Annotated in this window: 18 protein-coding genes; 5 read left to right on the top strand and 13 right to left on the bottom strand. The window is 49.0% G+C overall.

Annotated features, from left to right (window positions below; genetic code table 11):
• Positions 1-116 precede the first annotated feature (116 nt).
• Positions 117-881, bottom strand: coding sequence for a tRNA (cytosine(32)/uridine(32)-2'-O)-methyltransferase TrmJ (trmJ, locus tag HLG76_RS06485; protein ID WP_021022916.1), 765 nt, complete (start codon positions 879-881; stop codon positions 117-119).
• A gap of 237 nt (positions 882-1,118) precedes the next feature.
• Here trmJ and suhB point away from each other — a divergent pair, with 237 nt between their 5' ends.
• On the top strand, positions 1,119-1,922 hold the full coding sequence (gene suhB / locus HLG76_RS06480; protein WP_077669528.1) for an inositol-1-monophosphatase: 804 nt from the start codon (positions 1,119-1,121) through the stop codon (positions 1,920-1,922).
• 135 nt (positions 1,923-2,057) lie between these two features.
• Here the strand turns inward: suhB and secF are convergent, their stop codons facing one another.
• From secF to queA, 5 genes are all read right to left on the bottom strand, one after another.
• A complete protein-coding gene (gene secF, locus HLG76_RS06475; RefSeq protein ID WP_021022914.1) occupies positions 2,058-3,005 on the bottom strand; it encodes a protein translocase subunit SecF in 948 nt (315 codons plus the stop codon).
• A 12-nt stretch (positions 3,006-3,017) separates the two neighbouring features.
• On the bottom strand, positions 3,018-4,871 hold the full coding sequence (secD, locus tag HLG76_RS06470; RefSeq protein ID WP_077460262.1) for a protein translocase subunit SecD: 1,854 nt from the start codon (positions 4,869-4,871) through the stop codon (positions 3,018-3,020).
• A gap of 27 nt (positions 4,872-4,898) precedes the next feature.
• A complete protein-coding gene (yajC, locus tag HLG76_RS06465) occupies positions 4,899-5,228 on the bottom strand; it encodes a preprotein translocase subunit YajC (protein ID WP_021022912.1) in 330 nt (109 codons plus the stop codon).
• A 36-nt stretch (positions 5,229-5,264) separates the two neighbouring features.
• Positions 5,265-6,386, bottom strand: coding sequence for a tRNA guanosine(34) transglycosylase Tgt (gene tgt, locus HLG76_RS06460; protein ID WP_021022911.1), 1,122 nt, complete (start codon positions 6,384-6,386; stop codon positions 5,265-5,267).
• A gap of 107 nt (positions 6,387-6,493) precedes the next feature.
• On the bottom strand, positions 6,494-7,552 hold the full coding sequence (queA, locus tag HLG76_RS06455) for a tRNA preQ1(34) S-adenosylmethionine ribosyltransferase-isomerase QueA (RefSeq protein ID WP_021022910.1): 1,059 nt from the start codon (positions 7,550-7,552) through the stop codon (positions 6,494-6,496).
• Between the two features lie 314 nt (positions 7,553-7,866).
• Here queA and HLG76_RS06450 point away from each other — a divergent pair, with 314 nt between their 5' ends.
• The gene (locus HLG76_RS06450; RefSeq protein WP_077660461.1) at positions 7,867-8,307 is read left to right on the top strand and encodes a CBS domain-containing protein; all 441 of its coding nucleotides are present in this window, start codon (positions 7,867-7,869) and stop codon (positions 8,305-8,307) included.
• A 57-nt stretch (positions 8,308-8,364) separates the two neighbouring features.
• On the opposite strand, the gene aceA is transcribed toward HLG76_RS06450, so the two are convergent.
• The 3 genes from aceA to HLG76_RS06435 all read right to left on the bottom strand — a co-directional run bounded on the left by aceA (position 8,365) and on the right by HLG76_RS06435 (position 12,783).
• Positions 8,365-9,669 (bottom strand): isocitrate lyase, encoded by a 1,305-nt coding sequence (gene aceA, locus HLG76_RS06445; protein ID WP_021022908.1) that lies wholly within the window; start codon positions 9,667-9,669, stop codon positions 8,365-8,367.
• 77 nt (positions 9,670-9,746) lie between these two features.
• Positions 9,747-11,354, bottom strand: a complete 1,608-nt coding sequence (gene aceB / locus HLG76_RS06440; RefSeq protein WP_021022907.1) for a malate synthase A — start codon at positions 11,352-11,354, stop codon at positions 9,747-9,749.
• A 496-nt stretch (positions 11,355-11,850) separates the two neighbouring features.
• Positions 11,851-12,783 carry a hydrogen peroxide-inducible genes activator gene (locus tag HLG76_RS06435; RefSeq protein WP_077677727.1) on the bottom strand — a complete coding sequence of 311 codons (933 nt, stop codon included), beginning with the start codon at positions 12,781-12,783 and terminating at the stop codon, positions 11,851-11,853.
• Between the two features lie 142 nt (positions 12,784-12,925).
• Between HLG76_RS06435 and HLG76_RS06430 the strand changes: the two genes are divergently transcribed.
• The 3 genes from HLG76_RS06430 to ppk2 all read left to right on the top strand — a co-directional run bounded on the left by HLG76_RS06430 (position 12,926) and on the right by ppk2 (position 15,433).
• Entirely contained in the window at positions 12,926-13,528 is a 603-nt protein-coding gene (locus HLG76_RS06430) for a peroxiredoxin C (RefSeq protein WP_021022905.1), read from the top strand.
• Positions 13,529-13,733: 205 nt separating this feature from the next.
• Positions 13,734-14,477, top strand: coding sequence for a copper homeostasis protein CutC (locus HLG76_RS06425; RefSeq protein WP_077460257.1), 744 nt, complete (start codon positions 13,734-13,736; stop codon positions 14,475-14,477).
• Positions 14,478-14,620: 143 nt separating this feature from the next.
• Positions 14,621-15,433, top strand: coding sequence for a polyphosphate kinase 2 (ppk2, locus tag HLG76_RS06420; RefSeq protein WP_077677725.1), 813 nt, complete (start codon positions 14,621-14,623; stop codon positions 15,431-15,433).
• A 4-nt stretch (positions 15,434-15,437) separates the two neighbouring features.
• Here the strand turns inward: ppk2 and phoU are convergent, their stop codons facing one another.
• From phoU to HLG76_RS06400, 4 genes are read right to left on the bottom strand one after another with little or no spacing between them, the layout of a single operon-like run.
• Complete coding sequence (gene phoU, locus HLG76_RS06415; protein WP_021022902.1) at positions 15,438-16,145, bottom strand: phosphate signaling complex protein PhoU; 708 nt, start codon at positions 16,143-16,145, stop codon at positions 15,438-15,440.
• A 10-nt stretch (positions 16,146-16,155) separates the two neighbouring features.
• Positions 16,156-16,974: a phosphate ABC transporter ATP-binding protein PstB gene (gene pstB, locus HLG76_RS06410; protein ID WP_021022901.1), complete on the bottom strand. Its 819-nt coding sequence runs from the start codon at positions 16,972-16,974 to the stop codon at positions 16,156-16,158.
• 18 nt (positions 16,975-16,992) lie between these two features.
• Positions 16,993-18,639 (bottom strand): phosphate ABC transporter permease PstA, encoded by a 1,647-nt coding sequence (gene pstA, locus HLG76_RS06405; protein ID WP_077677724.1) that lies wholly within the window; start codon positions 18,637-18,639, stop codon positions 16,993-16,995.
• 17 nt (positions 18,640-18,656) lie between these two features.
• The gene (locus HLG76_RS06400) at positions 18,657-20,915 is read right to left on the bottom strand and encodes an ABC transporter permease subunit (protein WP_175993317.1); all 2,259 of its coding nucleotides are present in this window, start codon (positions 20,913-20,915) and stop codon (positions 18,657-18,659) included.
• Between the last annotated feature and the right edge of the window lie 311 nt (positions 20,916-21,226).

The following is a 21,226-nucleotide window of genomic DNA, read 5'->3' as shown; positions in this document are numbered from 1 at the left end:
CTACCTGTGGTGAATAGATGCTCAAATGGTTACATACCTGAGTGTTTTGGTCAAGTATTTACCTGAGTATTTTTGTCAAGTTTTCACCAAGGTGTACGACGCCTCATTTGAAAGGATCAACGTGGGGAGTGATTATCGGTATTTTGCTCGCTCGATGCCGCCTGTTTGGTCACCTTTTCCACCGAAGACAGCACGCCTCGTAAAATATTGAGCTCCTGACTCTCTAAGCGCGCGCGATTAAATAAGCGACGTAGTTTTGTCATGACCATGCCAGGGTGCTGAGTACGGATAAACCCTGTTTTAGTAAGAACCGTTTCGAGGTGCGTATAAAAACGCGCCAAATCTTGGTTCAGCGGATAGTCTTGTTCAAGGGTTGGTCCTTGATAGGCTTGACTGTCCAACCAGGCGACACGCATTTCATAACACAGCGTTTGCACAGCCATGGCCAAATTCAAAGAGCTGTAGTCTGGATTGGATGGAATCGAAACATGATAGTGACATGTTTGCAGCTCTTCATTGGTTAAGCCAGTTCGCTCTCGGCCAAAAACGATGGCAACCGGATGTGTTGCGGCTTCTTGAATGGCTTTTTGGCCGCACGCTCGCGCATCCAGCATCGGCCATTCTAATGTTCGGCTTCTTGCGCTGGTGCCTATCACTAGGCCACAATCGGCCACCGCTTCTTCAAGCGTATTCACCACTCTCGCGTTATTGGCAATATCACTGGCCCCTGCGGCTAAGGCAATGGCTTGACCGTCTACTTCACAGCCAGGCGCCACTAATGTCATGTTGGTCAGTCCCATGACTTTCATCGCTCGGGCGGCTGAGCCAATGTTTCCGGAGTGGGACGTGCCTACTAATACAACGCGAATTTGATCTAGCATGATGTTGTTTTCGTCTCTTGCTCTGTCCATCTTGGATGGGATGGGCAGCGGTCTGTCAGATCTGCGCAGTTTATCACAGTGCAATCGATAATACTTCTCAGCTAAGCCTGCGGCTGGCGTCATATTTAGCAGAGAGCACGCGCTTATTGACGGTTAAAAAATACCCACTTTCCTTTTGCTCTGGCTCTGTTATACTCCGCCCCGCTTTCGTTCTTTAACATCCGTTGGGAAAACCGTATGCATCCGATGCTAAACATCGCCGTCCGTGCTGCACGGAAGGCTGGCGATTTTATCGCTAAATCTGCAGAAAACAAAGACAACATCGAAACCGCACAAAAAGGCACTAATGACTTCGTCACTAATGTCGACAAAGCGGCGGAACAAATCATTATCGATATTATTAAAAAGTCATATCCGGACCACACCATCGTTGGCGAAGAGTCAGGCGTGGCGGAAGGCAAAGATAGCGATTATCAATGGATCATCGACCCACTGGATGGCACCACTAACTTCATTAACGACTTCCCGCATTTCTGCGTTTCCATTGCTGTGCGCATTAAAGGCCGTACAGAAATTGGTTGCGTTTACGATCCTATCCGCAATGAGCTATTTACCGCTCAACGTGGTTCTGGCGCACAACTCAATAACAAGCGTATCCGTACTGGCAGCGCCAAAGAGCTTGACGGCACCCTCTTAGCGACCGGCTTCCCGTTTAAAGCTAAACAGCACGCTGAAGGCTTTATCGCCGTTGTTGGGGCGTTGTTTGTCGATTGTGCTGACTTCCGTCGTACTGGATCGGCAGCGCTCGATCTTTGCTACGTTGCCGCGGGCCGTGTTGACGGCTTCTTTGAACTAGGCCTTAAGCCTTGGGATCTGGCTGCGGGTGAGTTAATTGCGCGCGAAGCGGGTGCCATTTGCACTGACTTTAACGGCGGTACCGACTATATGCGCTCTGGCAATATTGTCAGCGGTGGCGCACGTGTGGTGAAAGGTATACTCGCCAAAGTTCGCGAACACGCGCCTGAGTCGATGAAAAAATAAAGACACCGATAAGATATTAATAAAAAGCGGCGCTCAATGAGCGCCGCTTTTTTGTACCTGAAGATGATGACGGCTTGTAAACAATTCGCCACTTGGTCACTGCATAGCCCCACTCTAAGCACAGGGCAAGCGTGGTTAAGGCATCGCGTCGAACTCTTCCCCTTCTTTTTCCACTTCAGGGATCAAGAGGTGCTCGCGCGCAATACCGAGTTTCAAGGCCAGCGCCGAAGCGACATAAATCGATGAGTATGTCCCGACGGTAATACCAATCAACAGTGCCATGGCAAACCCATGGATCATCGACCCACCCAAGGTAAAGAGCGAAATCACCACAAACAAGGTAGTGCCTGAAGTAATGGTTGTCCGACTTAGGGTTTGTGAAACAGACGCATTGATGATTTCGTCTGACTCGCCTTTACGAAGTTTGCGGAAGTTCTCACGAATACGGTCAAACACCACAATGGTATCGTTAAGCGAGTAACCCACGACTGTCAGCAAAGCAGCGACGATAGTGAGATCCACCTCCACGTCGAACAGAGAGAAAATCCCCAGCGTAATAATCACATCGTGAGCCAGCGCCATGACGGCACCGGAAGCTAGACGCCATTCGAAACGGAACGAGACGTAGATCAGGATACAAACCAATGCAATGATGATTGCCAAGCCACCCGCTTCGGTCAGCTCGTCCCCGACATTGGGGCCGACAAACTCGATGCGGCGCATCTCGACGTTATCACCGGTACCGGCTTTGATGGCATTCAGTACTTCATTACCGAGGTTTTCACCTTCCATGTCATCACGTGGACGCAGCCGAACCATCACGTCCGTGGCGCTACCAAAGTTTTGCACCACCGCATCGCCAAAGCCTTCAGCGGATAACGAATCACGGATTAGGGCAAGATCAGCCGGTTGTTCAAAACCGACTTCAATCAAGGTACCGCCGGTAAAATCGAGCCCCCAATTCAACCATTTGGTTGATAAGGTGACCACAGACGCCGCAATCATGAAGATCGAGAACACGAAGGCCACTTTAGACCAACGCATAAAGTTGATCGACATGTCCGGTTTAAATATTTGAAACATGCTTGGGCTCCCTTAAATCGACAGTTTTTCGACGCGCTTGCCGCCATACACAAGATTTACCAGTGCACGCGTTCCCACGATAGCGGTAAACATGGAGGTCAAAATACCAATCGATAGTGTCACCGCGAAACCTTTAATTGCGCCAGTACCCACAGCAAACAAGATGATCGCCGTAATCAGCGTGGTAATATTAGCATCGGCAATGGTACTAAAGGCGTTGGAATAACCCCGATCAATCGCATGTTGTGGACTACGCCCTTCGTGCAGCTCTTCTCGAATACGTTCAAAAATAAGCACGTTAGCATCCACCGCCATCCCCACGGTTAAGACAATACCGGCAATGCCCGGTAGCGTCATGGTGGCGCCCGGAATAAGCGACATAATCCCAATAATCAAGATGATATTCGCGAACAAGGCACAGTTAGCAAACAAGCCGAAGCGGCGGTAATACACCAGTGTAAACAGCATGACTGCAACGAGGCCCCATAAACAGGCTTGTATACCCATATTGATGTTTTGCTGCCCCATGGATGGACCTATGGTGCGTTCTTCAACAATCGAAATGGGCGCAATCAACGCACCGGCACGTAGCAATAACGCAAGGTTGTGAGCTTCAGCTGCTGAGTCGATCCCGGTAATTCGGAAGTCACGGCCTAATGCCGATTGAATGGTCGCTTGGTTAATCACTTCTTCGTGTTTTTCCAAGATCACTTTGCCATTTTCGTCACGCTCACCACTGTCTTTGTACTCAGCAAACACCGTTGCCATCAGCTCGCCAATGTTACGCTTACTGAAGTCAGACATTTTGTCACCGCCCTCGCTGTCGAGCGAGATATTCACCTGTGGGCGACTGTACTCATCACGTGATGAACTGGCGTCTGTGATGTGTGAACCGGTTAAGATGACCCGCTTTTTCAATACTGCAGGACGCCCGTCACGCGAGCTCATTAGCTCACTACCCGGCGGAACACGCCCTGCCATCGCTGCAGATAAATCGGCATCTTGGTCGACTTCACGAAATTCCAAGGTCGCGGTCGCGCCGAGAATTTCTTTTGCTCGGGCCGTATCTTGCACACCTGGCAACTCAACCACGATGCGACTCGCACCTTGACGTTGGACCAAAGGCTCTGCGACCCCGAGCTCATTGACACGATTACGCAAAATAGTGATGTTTTGCGCCACCGCGTAGTTACGGATTTCTTTTAATCGCTCTTCTTTGTACACCGCGGTTAAGGTGCCGTCGTCTTCATCAATCGAGAAGTTCATATCCCGATAATTGTTCGACAGTAGCTCGAGCGCTTTATTGGTGTCTTCTGCGTTACGCAAGTTAACCATTACGCGCGTGTTATCTTCGACACGTAAACCACGATAGCGAATGCGCGCTTCACGTAAATCAGTACGAAAGCTGTCTTCTTGCTGGGTAATCAACTTTTCTAGCGCAGCGTCCATGTCCACTTCCATTAAGAAGTGTACCCCGCCACGTAAATCGAGTCCCAATTTCATTGGTGTTGCGCCAAGGGCGTCCAACCAAGAAGGGGTCGCTGGCGCCAGGTTTAATGCGACCACATAGTTATTGCTATCAAAGCGAGACATCAACGCATCACGAGCACTGATTTGCGATTCAGTGTCTTTAAAGCGAGCTAAGACAGTGCCGTCTTCAAGCGCAATGGATTGGTAGGAGAGGTCATTAGATTCGAGGGTTTGTTTGATGGAGTCCAGCGCAGTCATATCTACCGAGGCGCCACGCGCCCCGGAAATTTGTACTGCTGGATCTTCACCGTATAAATTGGGAAGCGCATACACGATGCCAATAACCAAGGCTATTAGCACCATGATGTACTTCCACAAAGGATAACGGTTTAGCACAGCATGCATCCTTTATGGTTGCGAGAATTAGAGAGACTGGATAGTACCTTTGGGCAGTACTGCCGTCACGAAGTCTTTTTTAATGGTCACTTCGTTATTGTCGTTAAGAGCAATAACAATAAAGTCATTGTCTTCAGCAATTTGGGTGATTTTACCCACCAAACCACCACCGGTCAGTACTTCGTCTCCTTTGCTCATGGATGCCATTAGGTTTTTATGCTCTTTAACACGCTTAGATTGCGGGCGATAAATCATAAAATAGAAAATAACCGCAAAGAGACCAAGCATAATAAAAAGCTGCATACCACCACCTTGTGGGCCGGCTTCAGCCGCTGCGTGAGCTTGTGAGATAAACATTCAATCACGTCCTCGTTTTAGTTGTTGAATTCGAAATCAATCGAGCGGTGGCACTTCCTTGCCACGACGCGCGTAGAAATCCGCTACAAAGGCATCTAATCTACCTTCGTCAATCGCGTTACGCAAACCTTCCATGACGCGCTGATAATAACGCAAGTTATGGATAGTATTGAGTCGCGCACCGAGGATTTCATTACAACGGTCTAAGTGGTAAAGATAGGCACGGCTATAATGGCGGCAAGTGTAACAGTCACACTCAGGATCCAGAGGCGAGGTATCACTTTTATGTTTCGCATTACGGATCTTGATCACACCACCGGTAATAAATAGGTGACCATTTCGGGCATTTCGGGTCGGCATCACGCAATCGAACATATCAACGCCACGACGCACCCCTTCCACGAGGTCTTCCGGTTTACCCACTCCCATTAGATAACGGGGTTTGTCTTCCGGCAACTGCGGGCAGGTATGCTCCAAGATGCGATGCATATCTTCTTTTGGCTCACCGACGGCAAGTCCGCCAACGGCGTAACCATCAAAGCCAATCTCAGTTAGGCCTTCTACCGACACATCGCGTAAGTCTTCATATACACCACCTTGCACAATGCCGAACAGCGCATTTTTGTTACCAAGTTTGTCAAAATGATTGCGACTACGCTTGGCCCAGCGCAGTGACATCTCCATCGACTTTTTCGCTTCAGCGTGCGTCGCAGGATACGGGGTACACTCATCAAAGATCATCACGATGTCTGAGCCAAGGTCGTATTGGATCTCCATGGATTTTTCCGCATCCATGAAAATCCGATCACCGTTAACCGGGTTACGAAAATGCACTCCTTCTTCAGTGATTTTACGGATATCTCCTAAGCTAAAAACTTGGAAGCCGCCAGAGTCGGTTAAGATAGGGCCATGCCACTGCATAAAGTCATGCAAATCCCCATGCAGTCGCATAACTTCTTGCCCCGGACGTAACCATAGGTGAAAGGTATTACCGAGTAAGATCTCAGCCCCGGTGCCTTTCACTTCTTCAGGGGTCATGCCTTTTACGGTGCCATAGGTCCCCACGGGCATAAATGCCGGGGTTTCGACCGTGCCGCGCTCAAAAATCAAACGGCCACGGCGGGCGCGTCCATCGGTTTTCTTTAGTTCGTATTCCACGAATCCTCCTCAGTGCCAGAGAAACAGTCTGGCGTGTGTCTTATGCTAACAAGGTTTACCCTGCCGCAAGCTTAGATCACACGAAGCCAGGCTTCGCGTGAACTTAATTAATCAGGTTGTTGCTGACGGGTTATAAACATGGCATCGCCATAGCTGAAAAAGCGATAGCGTTCTTCAACTGCCGCGCGATAAGCGGCCATGGTATGTTCGTAACCGGCAAAAGAACTCACCAGCATGATCAAGGTTGATTCCGGCAAGTGGAAATTGGTGACAAGCACATCCACTAGCTGCCACTGGTAACCTGGATAGATAAAAATCTGGGTGTCATTAAAAAATGGCGCCAGTGGTTCACCTTTTTGCTTCGCCGCTTGTGCTGCACTTTCCAATGACCGTACTGACGTGGTCCCCACCGCAATCACGCGTTTACCTTGTGCACGCGTTTGATTAACCGCATCGACCACCTCTTGAGGCACTTCAGCATACTCGGCATGCATGATGTGCTCTTCAATGTTGTCGACCCGAACCGGTTGGAATGTTCCGGCGCCCACATGCAAAGTAACAAAGGCAATATTGACGCCTTTTTCTTTGAGCGTTGCCATAATGGCATCATCAAAGTGTAATCCCGCCGTTGGCGCAGCCACCGCCCCAGGTTTTTGGTTATACACGGTTTGATAACGCTCTTTATCGCTTTCTTCATCAGGACGGTCGATATACGGCGGCAACGGCATATGGCCGATGTCGTTGAGTGTATCCACTACGCCTTTATCGCTGTTTAGCTGGATTTCGAACAGGGCGTCATGGCGTGCCACCATTTCTGCCGGGATCTGTCCGTCATCACCGAGGAATAATTCAGCACCGGGTTTTGGCGCTTTAGACGCGCGCACATGGGCAAGGAAACGACGTTCGTCGAGCACACGCTCCACCAGCACCTCTATTTTTCCACCCGAGGCTTTGCGGCCATACACGCGTGCAGGGATCACACGTGTGTTGTTGAACACCATCAAATCTCCAGGTTCAACCAGTTCGAGGATATCTTTAAACTGACGATGCGCTACCTCACCGCTGGTGCCATCAAGTGACAATAAGCGACTTGCACTGCGATCCGGCTGTGGATAGCGCGCAATCAACTCATCAGGGAGTTCAAAGTGAAAATCGGATAATTGCATGACGTTTGCCTAGATAAAAAGCAGGCCGCTAGTATAGGTAGCCCACCGTGAATATCAAGCGAGCGAAGCAGGCAATCGTTTCAGTGCGCATTAATAGCATGGCGATATTTACGTTTGAAGCCTTTGCCGGATGATTAACTTTGGCGGATGATTAGCTTTCGCGGATGATGTCCTTTTGCAGATCATTGCCTTTTGCGAATAATAGCCTTTTGCGGATAATAGCCTCGCGCAGATAATTGATGTGTATCACGTCCACCCCGTGCCAAGTGCACTACAGTTAAATTAATCCTGTGCACTGATAACAAGGAGGTGCCATGTTTACCGTTGATGATATGATGACTCGCCATCCACATACACTGAGTCCGGATCATACGCTTGATGATGCCCACCGCTTAATGCGCGCGGAACGCTTCCGTCACTTACCCATCGTCGATGATAATGAACGCTTGCTTGGGCTCGTTACCCAGCGCGATGTGCTTTCAGCCCAGGCATCGTCTTTAGGAAGAGCAACCAATGGCGATCATCAAATCCATACCCCACTCGCACAATTTACCGATAAGCAACTTGTCACCGTCTCGCCAGAGGCGTCGTTACGTGCCGCAGCATTATCAATGTTAGCGCGTAAAATAGGGTGTTTACCCGTGATTAGAAATCAACGCCTTGTTGGGATCATTACTGATAGTGACTTTGTCGCCATTGCGTCGACCTTGCTCGAAATTCAAGAAGAAAGCGAGCCGATGGAAGAAGGTGAATAAACAAAAGGGAGTGTTTCCACTCCCTTTCTGGCTTCATTTCCATGATAACGGTTTTAATTAAAACTGATCTTCTTCCGTTGAGCCCGTCAGTGCGGTTACCGAAGATTGACCGCCTTGGATAATATTAGTCATCTGGTCAAAATAGCCAGTACCGACCTCCTGCTGGTGAGCCACAAACGTGTAACCACGCTCCGCCGCAGAAAATTCAGGTCGCTGTACCTTCTCTACATAATGGCGCATTCCCTCACCTTGCGCATAAGCGTGGGCAAGATCGAACATGTTGTACCACATGTTGTGAATGCCCGCTAAGGTGATGAACTGATACTTGTAACCCATGTCGGACAGCGCTTGCTGGAAACGAGCGATGGTGTCGGCATCCAAGTTCTTTTCCCAGTTAAAGGATGGCGAGCAGTTATATGCCAATAATTGATCCGGATATTGCGCATGAATCGCCTCGGCAAATTGACGTGCTTCTTCCAGATCCGGTGTCGCGGTTTCACACCAAATCAAATCAGCATACGGTGCATAAGCGAGACCACGGGAAATCGCTTGTTCAATCCCTGGACGCACGCGATAAAAACCTTCTGCGGTGCGCTCACCTGCAATAAAGTCTTTATCATAAGGGTCGCAGTCTGAGGTAAGCAGATCAGCCGCATTAGCATCGGTACGGGCAATCACGAGCGTGTCAGTCCCTGCAACATCCGCCGCCAAACGCGCTGCAACCAGCTTTTGCACGGCTTCTTGGGTTGGCACCAATACCTTTCCACCCATGTGACCACACTTTTTCACTGACGCCAATTGATCTTCAAAGTGGACGCCTGCTGCACCTGCCTCAATCATATTGCGCATCAACTCATAGGCGTTGAGTACACCACCAAAGCCAGCTTCGGCATCGGCAACAATAGGGAGAAAATAATCAGTCCCCTCTTCTGGGGTCCCACCTTTTGACCACTGTATTTGATCCGCGCGGCGAAAAGCATTGTTGATACGTTTAACAACCGAGGGGACTGAGTCAACTGGATACAGTGACTGGTCCGGATACATGCTGGACGCTGTGTTATTGTCCGCTGCCACTTGCCAGCCTGACAAGTAAATAGCTTCAATGCCGGCTTTTGCTTGCTGCACAGCTTGGCCTCCCGTTAACGCGCCCAAGCAGTTAACATAGCCTTTTTTCGCACTGCCGTTAACAAGGTCCCACAGCTTAGCTGCGCCGCGTTTAGCAATGGTATTCTCGGGGACAAAAGAGCCGCGCATACTGACCACTTCTTCAGCGGTGTACGTTCGCTTTACGTTTTTCCAGCGTGGATTTTCAGCCCAATCCTTTTCCAGTTGCGCGATTTGTTGTTGGCGAGTCAAAGTCATGTTCCATTCCTCTTTGTTAGCAGAGCCTTGTCAGCCCTTCGCTTTCATTCCATGTTGTTGTTTTGCTTCCATGCCCATTAAGGCAAATACTCGTACCCTGGTAAGGTTAAGAAGTTAACTAGCTCATCACTGGTTGTCAGCTCGGCCATTAACGTTGCCGCTTGGCGGTATCGCCCTTGAGCAAAACGTTCAGTGCCCAGTTCGTTTTCAAGCACAGCCATTTCTTCTTCGAGGTACTGCGTAAATAGCTCTTTGGTTACCACGTTGCCATTGCTGAGCGGCTTTTGATGCTTGATCCATTGCCAGATCGACGCACGCGAAATTTCGGCGGTCGCCGCATCTTCCATCAAGCCGTAAATCGGCACACAGCCATTACCCGAAATCCATGCCTCGATATATTGGACCGCAACCCGGATATTGTGGCGCATGCCCGCTTCGGTGCGTTCTCCATCGCAAGGCGCAAGCAAATCCGCCGCGGTAATTGGCGCATCTTGCTCACGAGAAACCGTTAGCTGATTCGGCTTATCGCCGAGCGCTTTATCAAAAATGGCTTTCGCCGTGTCTGCTAATCCGGGGTGGGCAATCCAGGTTCCATCATGGCCATTATTTGCCTCTAGCGTTTTATCTTTTTCGATTTTCTCGAGCACTTGTTGGTTTTCGGTTGGGTCTTTGCTCGGGATAAATGCCGCCATCCCTCCCATGGCCAATGCACCGCGCTTATGACAGGTTCTCACCAACAGTCGCGAGTAAGCATTGAGAAAAGGTTTGTCCATGGTGACCACCTGACGGTCAGGTAGCACCCGATCAGGATGATTACGAAGCGTTTTGATATAACTGAAAATATAATCCCAGCGACCGCAGTTCAGCGCGACGATGTGATCGCGTAAGTGATATAAAATCTCATCCATTTCAAACACGGCCGGTAGGGTTTCGATCAATACGGTTGCTTTGATCGTGCCTCGGCTTAGCCCAAATTCATCTTCTGCAAATGAGAACACATCGCTCCACCACGCCGCTTCTTGATAGGCTTGTAGTTTGGGCAAGTAGAAGTAAGGACCGGATCCTGTCTCAAGCAACCGACGATAGTTATGGAAAAAGTAGAGCGCGAAATCAAATAAAGCACCGGGTAGCGGTTTACCTTGCCACATGACATGTTTTTCTGTCAGATGAAGGCCCCTAACCCGGCAGATCAGGCGCGCGGGATCATCGTTAAGTTGATAACGCTTTCCTGTCTCTGGTTGTTCATAACTGATGGTGCCGTTAATAGCATCGCGCAAGTTGCGCTGCCCCTCGACCACTTGTGGCCAAGCTGGTGCGAACGAGTCTTCAAAGTCCGCCATAAACACTTTCACATTGGCGTTCAGGGCGTTGATCACCATTTTCCGATCCACTGGGCCAGTAATTTCTAGCCGTCGATCTTGCAAGTCTTTGGGGATGCCACGAATGGTCCAATCATCGTGGCGAATCGATTGCGTCTCAGGAAGGAAATCGGGCAGCTCTCCCGCATCAATACGCTGTTGGCGCTGCTCGCGAGTGGCAAGAAGCCCAGGTATACGATCCGCAAATCGATTAGCCAAACTGGCTAAAAAACACAAGGCATCATCGGTTAGGATTTCTGCCTGCGCTGGGGTAACGGTCTCGTTAATTACCAGTGATTCGCGTAAGGTTGAGCATGCTTCTGTCATATCGCCTCCCTGGCTGTCATTTGTAATCCAATCACAACAAAAGTTGTTTTCGGACATCAAGTGGCATCTCACTCACTCAACGCCGCGCTAGTTATCTTACGTTGACTCAACCTCGGATAAAAATCAACCTAACACCTCACATCTATCAATCAAAAACCAGTAATAAACACTTAAAATCAGACATTTAAATAATTTAGAGCATAAGCTCGAATATGCTTTTTTGAATGGATTAGCAGAATGATGTAACACTGCTACCAAGATCATATTTTTGTCACTTAAGTGTAACCACTTACGTAATTAAGTTACAAAACAAGCCACTAGCAACTGAACAGAAAAGTTGTTTTTTTATTTAAAATCATAATATTAGCTGTAAAAATAAAAGCAGCACTCAGGCGTGCTGCTTTTTTTCGTGATAATAATCCAACGTCGGTATCGTGGTTTTTATGACACTCAAACAGAATATAAAACTAATCTTTTGCCTTTAATGTAGAATTTATCACTGATTTTCGGTCAATATGTCTTTACCTGTTGGGGAAAGCAGTCCTGTCACCAGATCAGCGAGATTATTAAAGGTCTCTAATCGACTGGAAGATGGCCGCCATACCATACCGATATCACGATAGGCTGCTTTTCCTGGTGGGGTTTCTAGATGCACATCTAAATTAGCAATTAAACCATGATCAATCGCCATTTGCGGTATAAAGGTCACACCATTGCCGTTGGCCACCATTTGCACCAAGGTATGTAAACTGGTCGCCATAAAAGGATTAATCTTCTGCGAGGCAGTCATCTGGCAGGCAGAGACAGCATGGTCGGTGAGACAGTGTTCACGCTCTAATAAAAAGACAGACTCATCGGGGAGAGATTCATAATCAACGGGCAATGTAAGCTGTGCTGCTTGTTTGCCGCTCATGACCATTTTAAAGGGATCGCGGCCAACAATTCGACGCGTCATGGTGCCAATATCCATGGGGAGTGCAAGGATCAATATGTCCATTTCGCCATGTTTAAGCGCCGTGAGTAAATTGGCGGTAGTATCCTCGCGCAGCAGTAAATCTAAATTTGGATAGTGTTGATTGACTTGCTTGACCACATCACATAGTAAAAAAGGTGCAATGGTCGGAATACACCCTAAACGCACCTTACCATGCATGGGATCAGACTTAACTTGCGTTAGCTCCATAAGATCTTGGCTACGGGCGAGAATCTCCCGGCTTCGGCGTACCACCTCTTCACCCATGCCGGTGAGGACTAAGGTTTTATTGTCACGCTCAATCAGCTGTGCTCCAATCAACTCTTCTAGATTTTGAATCCCTGCGCTCAGTGTCGACTGGCTGACAAAGCATAATTTCGCCGCCTCACCAAAGTGACGCGTTTCTGACAGGGTAACCAGATAGTGTAGCTGCTTTAATGAAGGATATTTGTTCATAACGTCATATTTTAAACAATCGTATTTTCCGATTATAACAATCTATTAATTCCACTTTTTTCAATCTAACAAGTTAGCTATAGTTTGTCTCGCTTATATAGGAACCTGATTATCAGGACAACAATTAAATAGGAGCTGAGATATGGTACTCGTAGGTCGTCAAGCACCAGATTTTACTGCCGCTGCCGTACTAGGTAATGGCGAAATCGTTGATAACTTCAACCTGAAAGAGTTCACCAAAGGCAAAAAAGCAGTTGTCTTTTTCTACCCACTCGACTTCACTTTCGTGTGCCCATCAGAGCTGATCGCATTCGATAAGCGCCTGAGCGATTTCCAAGCTAAAGGTGTTGAGGTAATCGGTGTGTCTATCGACTCTCAGTTCTCACACAACGCATGGCGTAAGACAGCTATCGATGATGGCGGTATCGGCGCAGTAAAATATCCACTGGTTGCTGATGTGAAGCACGAAATTTGTAAAGCATACGATGTTGAACACCCAGAAGCGGGCGTTGCATTCCGTGGTTCATTCTTGATCGACGAAGACGGTGTTGTTCGCCATCAAGTCGTTAACGACCTGCCACTAGGCCGTAACATTGACGAGATGCTACGTATGGTTGATGCATTGAACTTCCACCAGAAAAATGGCGAAGTTTGTCCTGCACAGTGGGAAGAAGGTAAAGCAGGTATGGCTGAGTCACCTGAAGGTGTTGCCGCGTATCTGTCTGAGCACACTGACGACCTGTAATAAGGTTACGTGCCCCGCACTGAGCAATGTGCCCATACTAAGCAATGTAACAGTATAATGAGGCCCGGTTAAACCGGGCCCTTTTTTTATTGTCTCTCAACGCCTTCCTTCCCTCCCGTTTCTCTACATGTCACACCTTGTCTGATTTGTTCATGACGCTTGCTCTGGTCACGGTTATGCTAGACCGTTCAAACAAGGAGCACCTATGACCGTCACCGTCGAAGTATGTATTGATAGTATCCAATCTTTATCGATTGCTCAGCAAGCGGGCGCAGACCGTATCGAGCTTTGTGCTTCACTCAAGCTCGGTGGCCTCACGCCAAGTATGGGCACCCTGAATCAAGCGATGCAACAAGCTCGCGTGCCTATTTACGCGATTATACGTCCACGAGAAGGGGACTTTGTTTATAGCCATGATGAAGCTGAAGTGATGCTTAAAGATATTGCCACTGCCCGCAAAACTGGCTGTCATGGCGTGGTGATTGGCGCCTTACGCCCAGATGGGACAGTAGACTTAACGTTACTCGATGCCATGCTGGCCGAAGCCCGAGGTATGGGGGTGACGTTCCATCGGGCGTTTGATCATTGCACCGAGCCAATGGCAGCGTTAGACGCCCTTATCGCGCGACCTGCCGTGGAACGTATTCTGACCTCAGGTGGTGCCAACCATGCCGAGCAAGGCAAAGAAACACTAAAAGCCTGGGTCGATTACGTCCGTCATACGCCGCTTCGGATCATGCCAGGTGCCGGGATCACAGCGCATAATGCCGCAGAAATCATCGCTCATACCGGCGCACGAGATATCCACCTGTCCGCGCGTACCACACAAGCAAGCGCCGCCCACACTCATGCGATGGCGACGATGGGTGAAGGTGAAAAGATCGGTTACCCCATCACTGATCCCATGCAAGTCAGGGCGGTAAAGCAGGCAGTCGCTCGGTTCAGTTAAATGCAATATGTCAGCCGCTCTCACCATACTGTGATTGACCAAACCTTTTTGTCGATAAGCTTGTGTCCTAGAGACAAGGATATTGCATCTCACCGTTGAGTTTCCTAACTTGAAATGATGGTCTTCACAAAAGGAGTGCTGCTTTGTCGGATAAAAAGCCCCTTAAAATCAGCAAAAAACACTACGAAAAAAAATTACTTGAGTTGCAAACCGAGCTAGTCAAATTACAAGAGTGGGTAAAACACAAACAGCTGAAAGTCGTGGTGATCTTTGAAGGGCGAGATGCCGCCGGTAAAGGTGGGGTGATAAAACGGATTACCGAAAAACTCAACCCACGCGTGTGCCGTGTGGTTGCACTAGATAAACCGACGGAACGCGAGCGCACACAGTGGTATTTTCAACGCTATATCGAACACCTTCCAGCGAGCGGAGAGATAGTTTTATTCGACCGCAGTTGGTACAACCGAGCCGGCGTAGAACGTGTCATGGGGTTTTGTACCGAGGAAGAATATGAAGAGTTTTTCCGCACTTGCCCTGAATTTGAGCGAATGCTGATCCGCTCGGGGATTATTTTGCTCAAATACTGGTTTTCCGTCTCCGACGAAGAACAAGAAAAGCGTTTTGCCGAGCGAATAAACACGCCAATAAAACGCTGGAAATTTAGTCCCATGGATTTGGAGTCACGCAGCCGCTGGGTGCAATACAGTGAGGCGAAAGATCGCATGTTTGCTTATACCGACACCAAGGAAAGTCCATGGTGGGTAGTGGAAGCTGATAATAAAAAGCATGCGCGACTTAATTGTATCGCGCATCTTCTCTCCCAGATCCCCTATCAAGAGATTGAATACCCAGACGTTATTCTTCCCGAGATCAGCAAAGAGGGCTATGTGCGCATGCCGCTTCATGACCAAAGTTTTGTCCCTGATAAGGTCAGTGAGTGGATCGATAACGACTAAACGCCTATTTGAGGAGCTTTTCGAGCTCCTCTTTTTGAATGTGACGAACATCTTTCCCTTTTACAAAATAGATGATGTACTCACAAATATTCTGGCAGCGATCGCCCACGCGCTCGATCGCACGCGCTGACCACATCACTTTTAGCACATTAGGGATAGAACGAGGATCTTCCATCATATAGGTCATCAACTGACGCAAAATTCCCTCATACTCACGATCGAGAGAATCGTCTTTACGGTAGACTTTCATGGCCGCATCAATATCCATCCGCGCAAACGCATCCAGTACGTCATGCAGCATTTTGGCAGCACGCTGACCCAATGCCTCTAGAGAAACCAAAAAAGGTTGCTGAGAATGACTGGCATTGTCCAATGCCATTTTCGCGATGCTATCAGCCACATCGCCAATACGCTCTAGATCCGTGATGGTTTTAATGATTGCCATCACCAGGCGCAGATCGCTTGCCGTCGGTTGGCGCTTAGCAATAATCCGTGTGCAGGCCTCGTCAATGGCGACTTCCATGCCATTGACTTTGTGATCTTCACGAATCACATGGCGCGCTAGCTCTTCATCTTGATTGTGCATGGCACGAAGAGCATCGGTGAGCTGACGCTCCACCAGCCCCCCCATCGCTAGGACGTGAGTGCGAATCGCTTCTAACTCAGCATTAAATTGGCCAGAAATATGGCGGCTAATATTGTAATTATCCAAGGCCTGCTCCTTATCCGTAGCGACCGGTGATGTAATCTTCCGTCTGTTTATTTTTTGGTGTAGTAAACAAGGTGTCAGTATCCGCATACTCTACCAAGCGGCCCATATTAATAAAGGCGGTTTGGTCTGACACCCGTGCCGCCTGCTGCATATTATGGGTAACAATCACCACTGTGTATTGTTTTTTAAGATCGTTGATCAACTCTTCAATCGTCAGTGTTGAGATAGGATCCAGCGCCGAAGAGGGCTCATCCAGCAATAACACTTCTGGCTCAATCGCGATTGCTCGGGCGATCACCAACCGCTGCTGCTGTCCACTTGAAAGACCAAACGCATTATCGTTAAGACGATCTTTTACCTCACCCCACAGCGCCGCACCTCGCAGTGAACGCTCCACCGCATCATCCAAGGTTCGGGGATCATGAATGCCTTGCAGCCGCAATCCAAAAACGACATTTTCATAAACGGATTTCGGAAACGGATTAGGACGCTGAAATACCATACCGACTTGACGGCGTAACGCAGGCACATCAACCTCGCGGTGATAGATGTTTTGCCCATGTAAGGTGACTTCGCCCCGCACGCGACACCCATCCACCAAATCATTCATGCGGTTAATGCAACGCAGTAAGGTCGACTTCCCACATCCAGAAGGACCAATAAACGCTGTGACCTTGCCCTTCGGGATACGCATACTGATATCAAACAGTGCTTGAGTCGCCCCGTAATAAAGATTCAAATCCCGAATAGCTAACGCCGTTTGCTCGTTCGGTAAGTTTCCCAAATCTAAGCTCGGCGTGGCGCCTATAGGCGGGTTTATCGAAAACATCGAGCAGGATCCTTATCGTTACAGTTCTAATGCGCGATATTTTTCACGCAAATAATGACGGATACCGATCGCGGATAAGTTCAGTGCCACGATCACAGACACGAGTAAAAACGACGTCGCATACACCAAAGGTCGCGCAGTCTCGATATGCGCACTTTGAAAGCCCACATCATAAATATGGTAGCCGAGATGCATAAACTTCCGTTCTAAGTGTAAAAAAGGAAAGTTGCCATCAACCGGCAGAGAAGGCGCCACTTTCACCACCCCAACCAACATTAAAGGCGCCACTTCACCGGCGGCACGGGCAACCGCTAAAATTAACCCCGTCATCATCGCCGGGCTTGCCATCGGTAAGACGACTCGCCATAGCATTTCAGATTGGGTCGCGCCCAAGGCAAAGGCACCATGACGGACGCTTGTAGGAATACGCGCTAGCCCTTCTTCTGTTGAGACTATCACGACCGGTAAGGTTAAGATCGCCAACGTTAACGCTGACCACAGAATGCCCGGCGTACCAAACACAGGCGCGGGTTGCGCCGCTTGATAAAAGATATCGTCAATGGTGCCACCAATGAAGTAGACAAAAAAGCCTAAACCAAACACACCATAAACAATGGATGGCACCCCAGCGAGGTTAACAACCGCAATCCGAATCAACCGAGTGAACGCCGTTTTAGGCGCATATTCATGCAGATAAATCGCCGCGACCACGCCCAAAGGGGTAACAATCACTGCCATTAATAAGACCAGAAAAACGGTGCCAAAAATCGCCGGAAAAACCCCACCTGCGGCATTACTGTCACGCGGTGATTCAGATAGAAAAGCCGCCACTTGGTGCCCCCAAAATGTCAGCTTATCGACGCCGCTCATCGCATTGGGGTACCAAATATTTAGCACATTCTCGAGCGGTAATGCGACCTCATCACCATGGCTATCTTCGACAACCAGTTGCCCTGTTTTTTGTTTATCCCGCAGCTGTGCGAGCTTTTGCTCCAGTTGTTGATACTGAGTGAGCAACTGCGTGCGGCGGGATGCAATCTGCGATTGGGCGCGCTTGTCCAACGTCCCCTCAAGTTCGCGAGATTTTTCCTCTAATCGCAACTGTTCGAGCTGATAGTTCACCCCTGCCAGATGGACTTGTTCAATTTTATTGATCGCATCACGACGTGCCGCCAAATCCGCCAGTTGCTGACGCAGCGCAGAAATCACTAATCCATGACGTGTACCGCTTTGATCAATATACGCTGTTGGCTTGCCATAAAAGACACCGTTCTCGCTGCGCTCAATCATCGCCATCTCAATCGGCGTGTGTTGGCTTTTTATCTGAAACGCAAGTAACTGACGAAAGTCGAGCCCTTCTCGTTCACGGTTGCCAATTTTAACCACCAAGCGCTGATACGCGGATTGCCGGTATGCGGGTAAGCGAACACCGGCGTCTATAAGCTGAGTCGCATCAACCTCATCGGTTCGATAAATCTGGCCAACGACAGTTTCTACGCCCTGTTCCGTCTGTAACTCAAAACTGGTCACCGGTGTGGGCCAAAAATAGCCTAAGCCACGAACACCGAGCAAGAGTAAGACACCGAGAATGGCAATAAGACTGACGCTAACCATCCCTGCCGTCATCCAGACCCAAGGCGTGCCAGATTTTATCCATGGACGCATGCGCACTCTCATCTCAATTAAAGGTGACTGTATTTGTCGCGTAAACGCTGACGAACAAGTTCAGCCAACGTATTAAAGACAAAGGTGAAAACAAACAAAATAAACGCGGTTAAAAACAACACACGATAATGCGAGCTCCCCACTTCGGACTCTGGCATTTCGATCGCAATATTGGCCGACAAGGTCCGAAGCCCTTCGAGCAGGTTCCAATCCATAATCGGTGTATTCCCTGTGGCCATCAACACAATCATGGTTTCACCCACCGCGCGACCTAATCCCATCATCACCGCCGAGAATATCCCTGGGCTAGCGGTAAGCAACACAACCCGCATCAATGTTTGCCAATGCGTTGCCCCCAGTGCTAACGCACCTTGCTTTAGATGTGGCGGAACCGAAAAAATCGCATCTTCAGCAATCGAAAATATGGTGGGAACCACAGCAAAGCCCATCGCGATCCCAACCACTAAGGCATTACGTTGATCATAACCAATGCCTAGCTCGTGGGTAATGAATTGACGAGCATCGCCTCCCAGCCAAATCTGCTCAATCCAAGGTCCTAAAGACACGGCCATTGTCCCCACTAACAGCAACACCGGGATAATCACCAGTATTTGGGCGTTGTCCGGCAAGCGACGGCGAGCATAGCGGGGGATCATTCGCCAACAGGCGCTCAACCCCAGCAACACAAACGGGATCAGGATCAACAACATAAAGACGCTAGCAATATGTGCTTCAACCCAAGGGGCAAGCCATAAGCCGGCTAAAAAGCCAATGATCACCGTAGGTAATGCTTCAATCGTCTCAACCGTCGGTTTGACCCATCGCCTCAACCCTGATGACATAAAGTAAGCCGTATAAATAGCCGCACCAATGGCCATTGGCACCGCGAACAGTAAGGCAACCACGGCCACTTTTAGTGTGCCAAAGATCACCGGCACCACACTCAACTTTGCTTCAAAGCTATCGTCGGCCGATGTCGACTGCCACACATATTGCGGCGATGAGTACCCCTCGTACCACACTTTTTGCCATAAAGAATGGAGACTGACTTCAGGATGAGGATTATCCACTGCCAACCACTGCCACTGATTTTGTGTCACCGCCATCAAGGCGTTGGCGCGAGGAGCAAATGCCAGCGCCTCCGGGACCGAGGTAAACCGTTTATCAAAATGCCGCTGTTTTTCACTGGTCACATGTACCAAGCTCAGCTGCCCAGTATCATCCACGGTGGCCACGCTTTTACGATGTAACTCTGGCGCTATTATTTTTGCCCCAGCACCGGGCGAAAACGTACGCACGTTGGTCAATGACGGCTCACCACTTTTGAGGACATCAAACCATTGCGTCAAGTCACCATTTTGATGCTGCAATATTAACGAGCGTCCCCCCGCTAGCAGCGTCATATTAACCACCGAGCTATCGTTCACATGAGTGAGGTCTAGGCGTTCGCGCTTAATGGGCATGTCATTATTAACCTGCCAAACCGATAAAGTATGATGCTGACGGATAAATAACCGTTGTCCATCGCCCGACAATGCCAACTGATTGACTGGCGCGCTCAAAGGGAATGATGTTTTATGCTGGCCGCGGTAGATCATCAATTGATTATCGGCAGTCACAGCCGCCAACACAGGCGCTATCGGCTGGCCATGCAAGCTATCCGGTATCGCCAGGGCAATCTTATCCAGCGGCTGTCTATTCGCATCCACCGTTACGGGTCCACCAAACGCAGATATACGCGATAACTGCGGGATCACCGCATCACCGGCTTGGTCATCGTTGCCAAAGCGTAATTGCCAAACGCCCACTTCACCGGGAGCATTTTCCACTGCGATAAAAGGCGCCGTTGCTTGAGCCCAACTCATCGCAGGATCACTGAGGGTCGATAGCGCGCGTTGTAAGACAGTTTCAGCCTGCGGGAAAGTTGTCTTCTCTTGAGGCTGTTGGGGCTGTTGGGGCTGTTGAGGCATCGATGACTGACGAGGACGACGCGCTACCGTCAAGACGCCTGTCTCATCCAAGCTATAAACGAGTTGATTGCGATTATCAGCGCCAACAAACCGTGGCGCTCCAGGTGAAGAGACAGAAAAGCGTTCACTTAACGTCACACTGGCTTGATGAAACAGCGGAATCACGACAGTTAAAAGATAAAAAAACAGCAGCAACAAGGTCACTAGTACCATCACACCACCAAAGCGCACTGTTTGACGCGTCAGTTTATCTTTTAAACGTCGCGCACGTTTGGTGTCAGAAAGTGATGGTGAGGAGTGGGTCATTTGCACCTCTTATTTTAATCAAGCTCTTGATTGTATTTCATTACAATGACAATTTTGTGACAAATCGGCCCGCTATGATTATCCATATAAAAAAAGTGGATGATGGCTAATCATACTGCCTCTTGCGGGCTAACGCCTCGACACCGGGACGATGCGTTGCTGAGCGGTACGCAATAAATATGCAACAAACGGACTTTAGGCTGGCCCAAGTTGATATTGGGCACACTTTCGTGAGTTTACTGCCGTGAAGCATAGACAACACCTTGAACGACCTCAATAATTGTTTAAACAATCGTCTTAAGGATCACGCA

The organism is Salinivibrio sp. EAGSL (genome assembly GCF_013366455.1).
Taxonomy (GTDB): Bacteria; Pseudomonadota; Gammaproteobacteria; order Enterobacterales; family Vibrionaceae; genus Salinivibrio; species Salinivibrio costicola.
The sequence above is the reverse complement of the archived record's forward strand: the minus strand, read 5'-3'. Positions and strand labels throughout refer to the sequence as shown.

Bases quoted from the DNA above. Each gene is read 5' to 3' on its own strand.
- trmJ (WP_021022916.1), bottom strand. From the start codon at position 881: ATGCTAGATCAAATTCGCGTTGTATTAGTAGGCACGTCCCACTCCGGA.
- suhB (WP_077669528.1), top strand. From the start codon at position 1,119: ATGCATCCGATGCTAAACATCGCCGTCCGTGCTGCACGGAAGGCTGGC.
- secF (WP_021022914.1), bottom strand. From the start codon at position 3,005: ATGTTTCAAATATTTAAACCGGACATGTCGATCAACTTTATGCGTTGG.
- yajC (WP_021022912.1), bottom strand. From the start codon at position 5,228: ATGTTTATCTCACAAGCTCACGCAGCGGCTGAAGCCGGCCCACAAGGT.
- queA (WP_021022910.1), bottom strand. From the start codon at position 7,552: ATGCAATTATCCGATTTTCACTTTGAACTCCCTGATGAGTTGATTGCG.
- HLG76_RS06450 (WP_077660461.1), top strand. From the start codon at position 7,867: ATGTTTACCGTTGATGATATGATGACTCGCCATCCACATACACTGAGT.
- aceA (WP_021022908.1), bottom strand. From the start codon at position 9,669: ATGACTTTGACTCGCCAACAACAAATCGCGCAACTGGAAAAGGATTGG.
- aceB (WP_021022907.1), bottom strand. From the start codon at position 11,354: ATGACAGAAGCATGCTCAACCTTACGCGAATCACTGGTAATTAACGAG.
- HLG76_RS06435 (WP_077677727.1), bottom strand. From the start codon at position 12,783: ATGAACAAATATCCTTCATTAAAGCAGCTACACTATCTGGTTACCCTG.
- HLG76_RS06430 (WP_021022905.1), top strand. From the start codon at position 12,926: ATGGTACTCGTAGGTCGTCAAGCACCAGATTTTACTGCCGCTGCCGTA.
- HLG76_RS06425 (WP_077460257.1), top strand. From the start codon at position 13,734: ATGACCGTCACCGTCGAAGTATGTATTGATAGTATCCAATCTTTATCG.
- pstB (WP_021022901.1), bottom strand. From the start codon at position 16,974: ATGTTTTCGATAAACCCGCCTATAGGCGCCACGCCGAGCTTAGATTTG.
- pstA (WP_077677724.1), bottom strand. From the start codon at position 18,639: ATGCGTCCATGGATAAAATCTGGCACGCCTTGGGTCTGGATGACGGCA.
- HLG76_RS06400 (WP_175993317.1), bottom strand. From the start codon at position 20,915: ATGACCCACTCCTCACCATCACTTTCTGACACCAAACGTGCGCGACGT.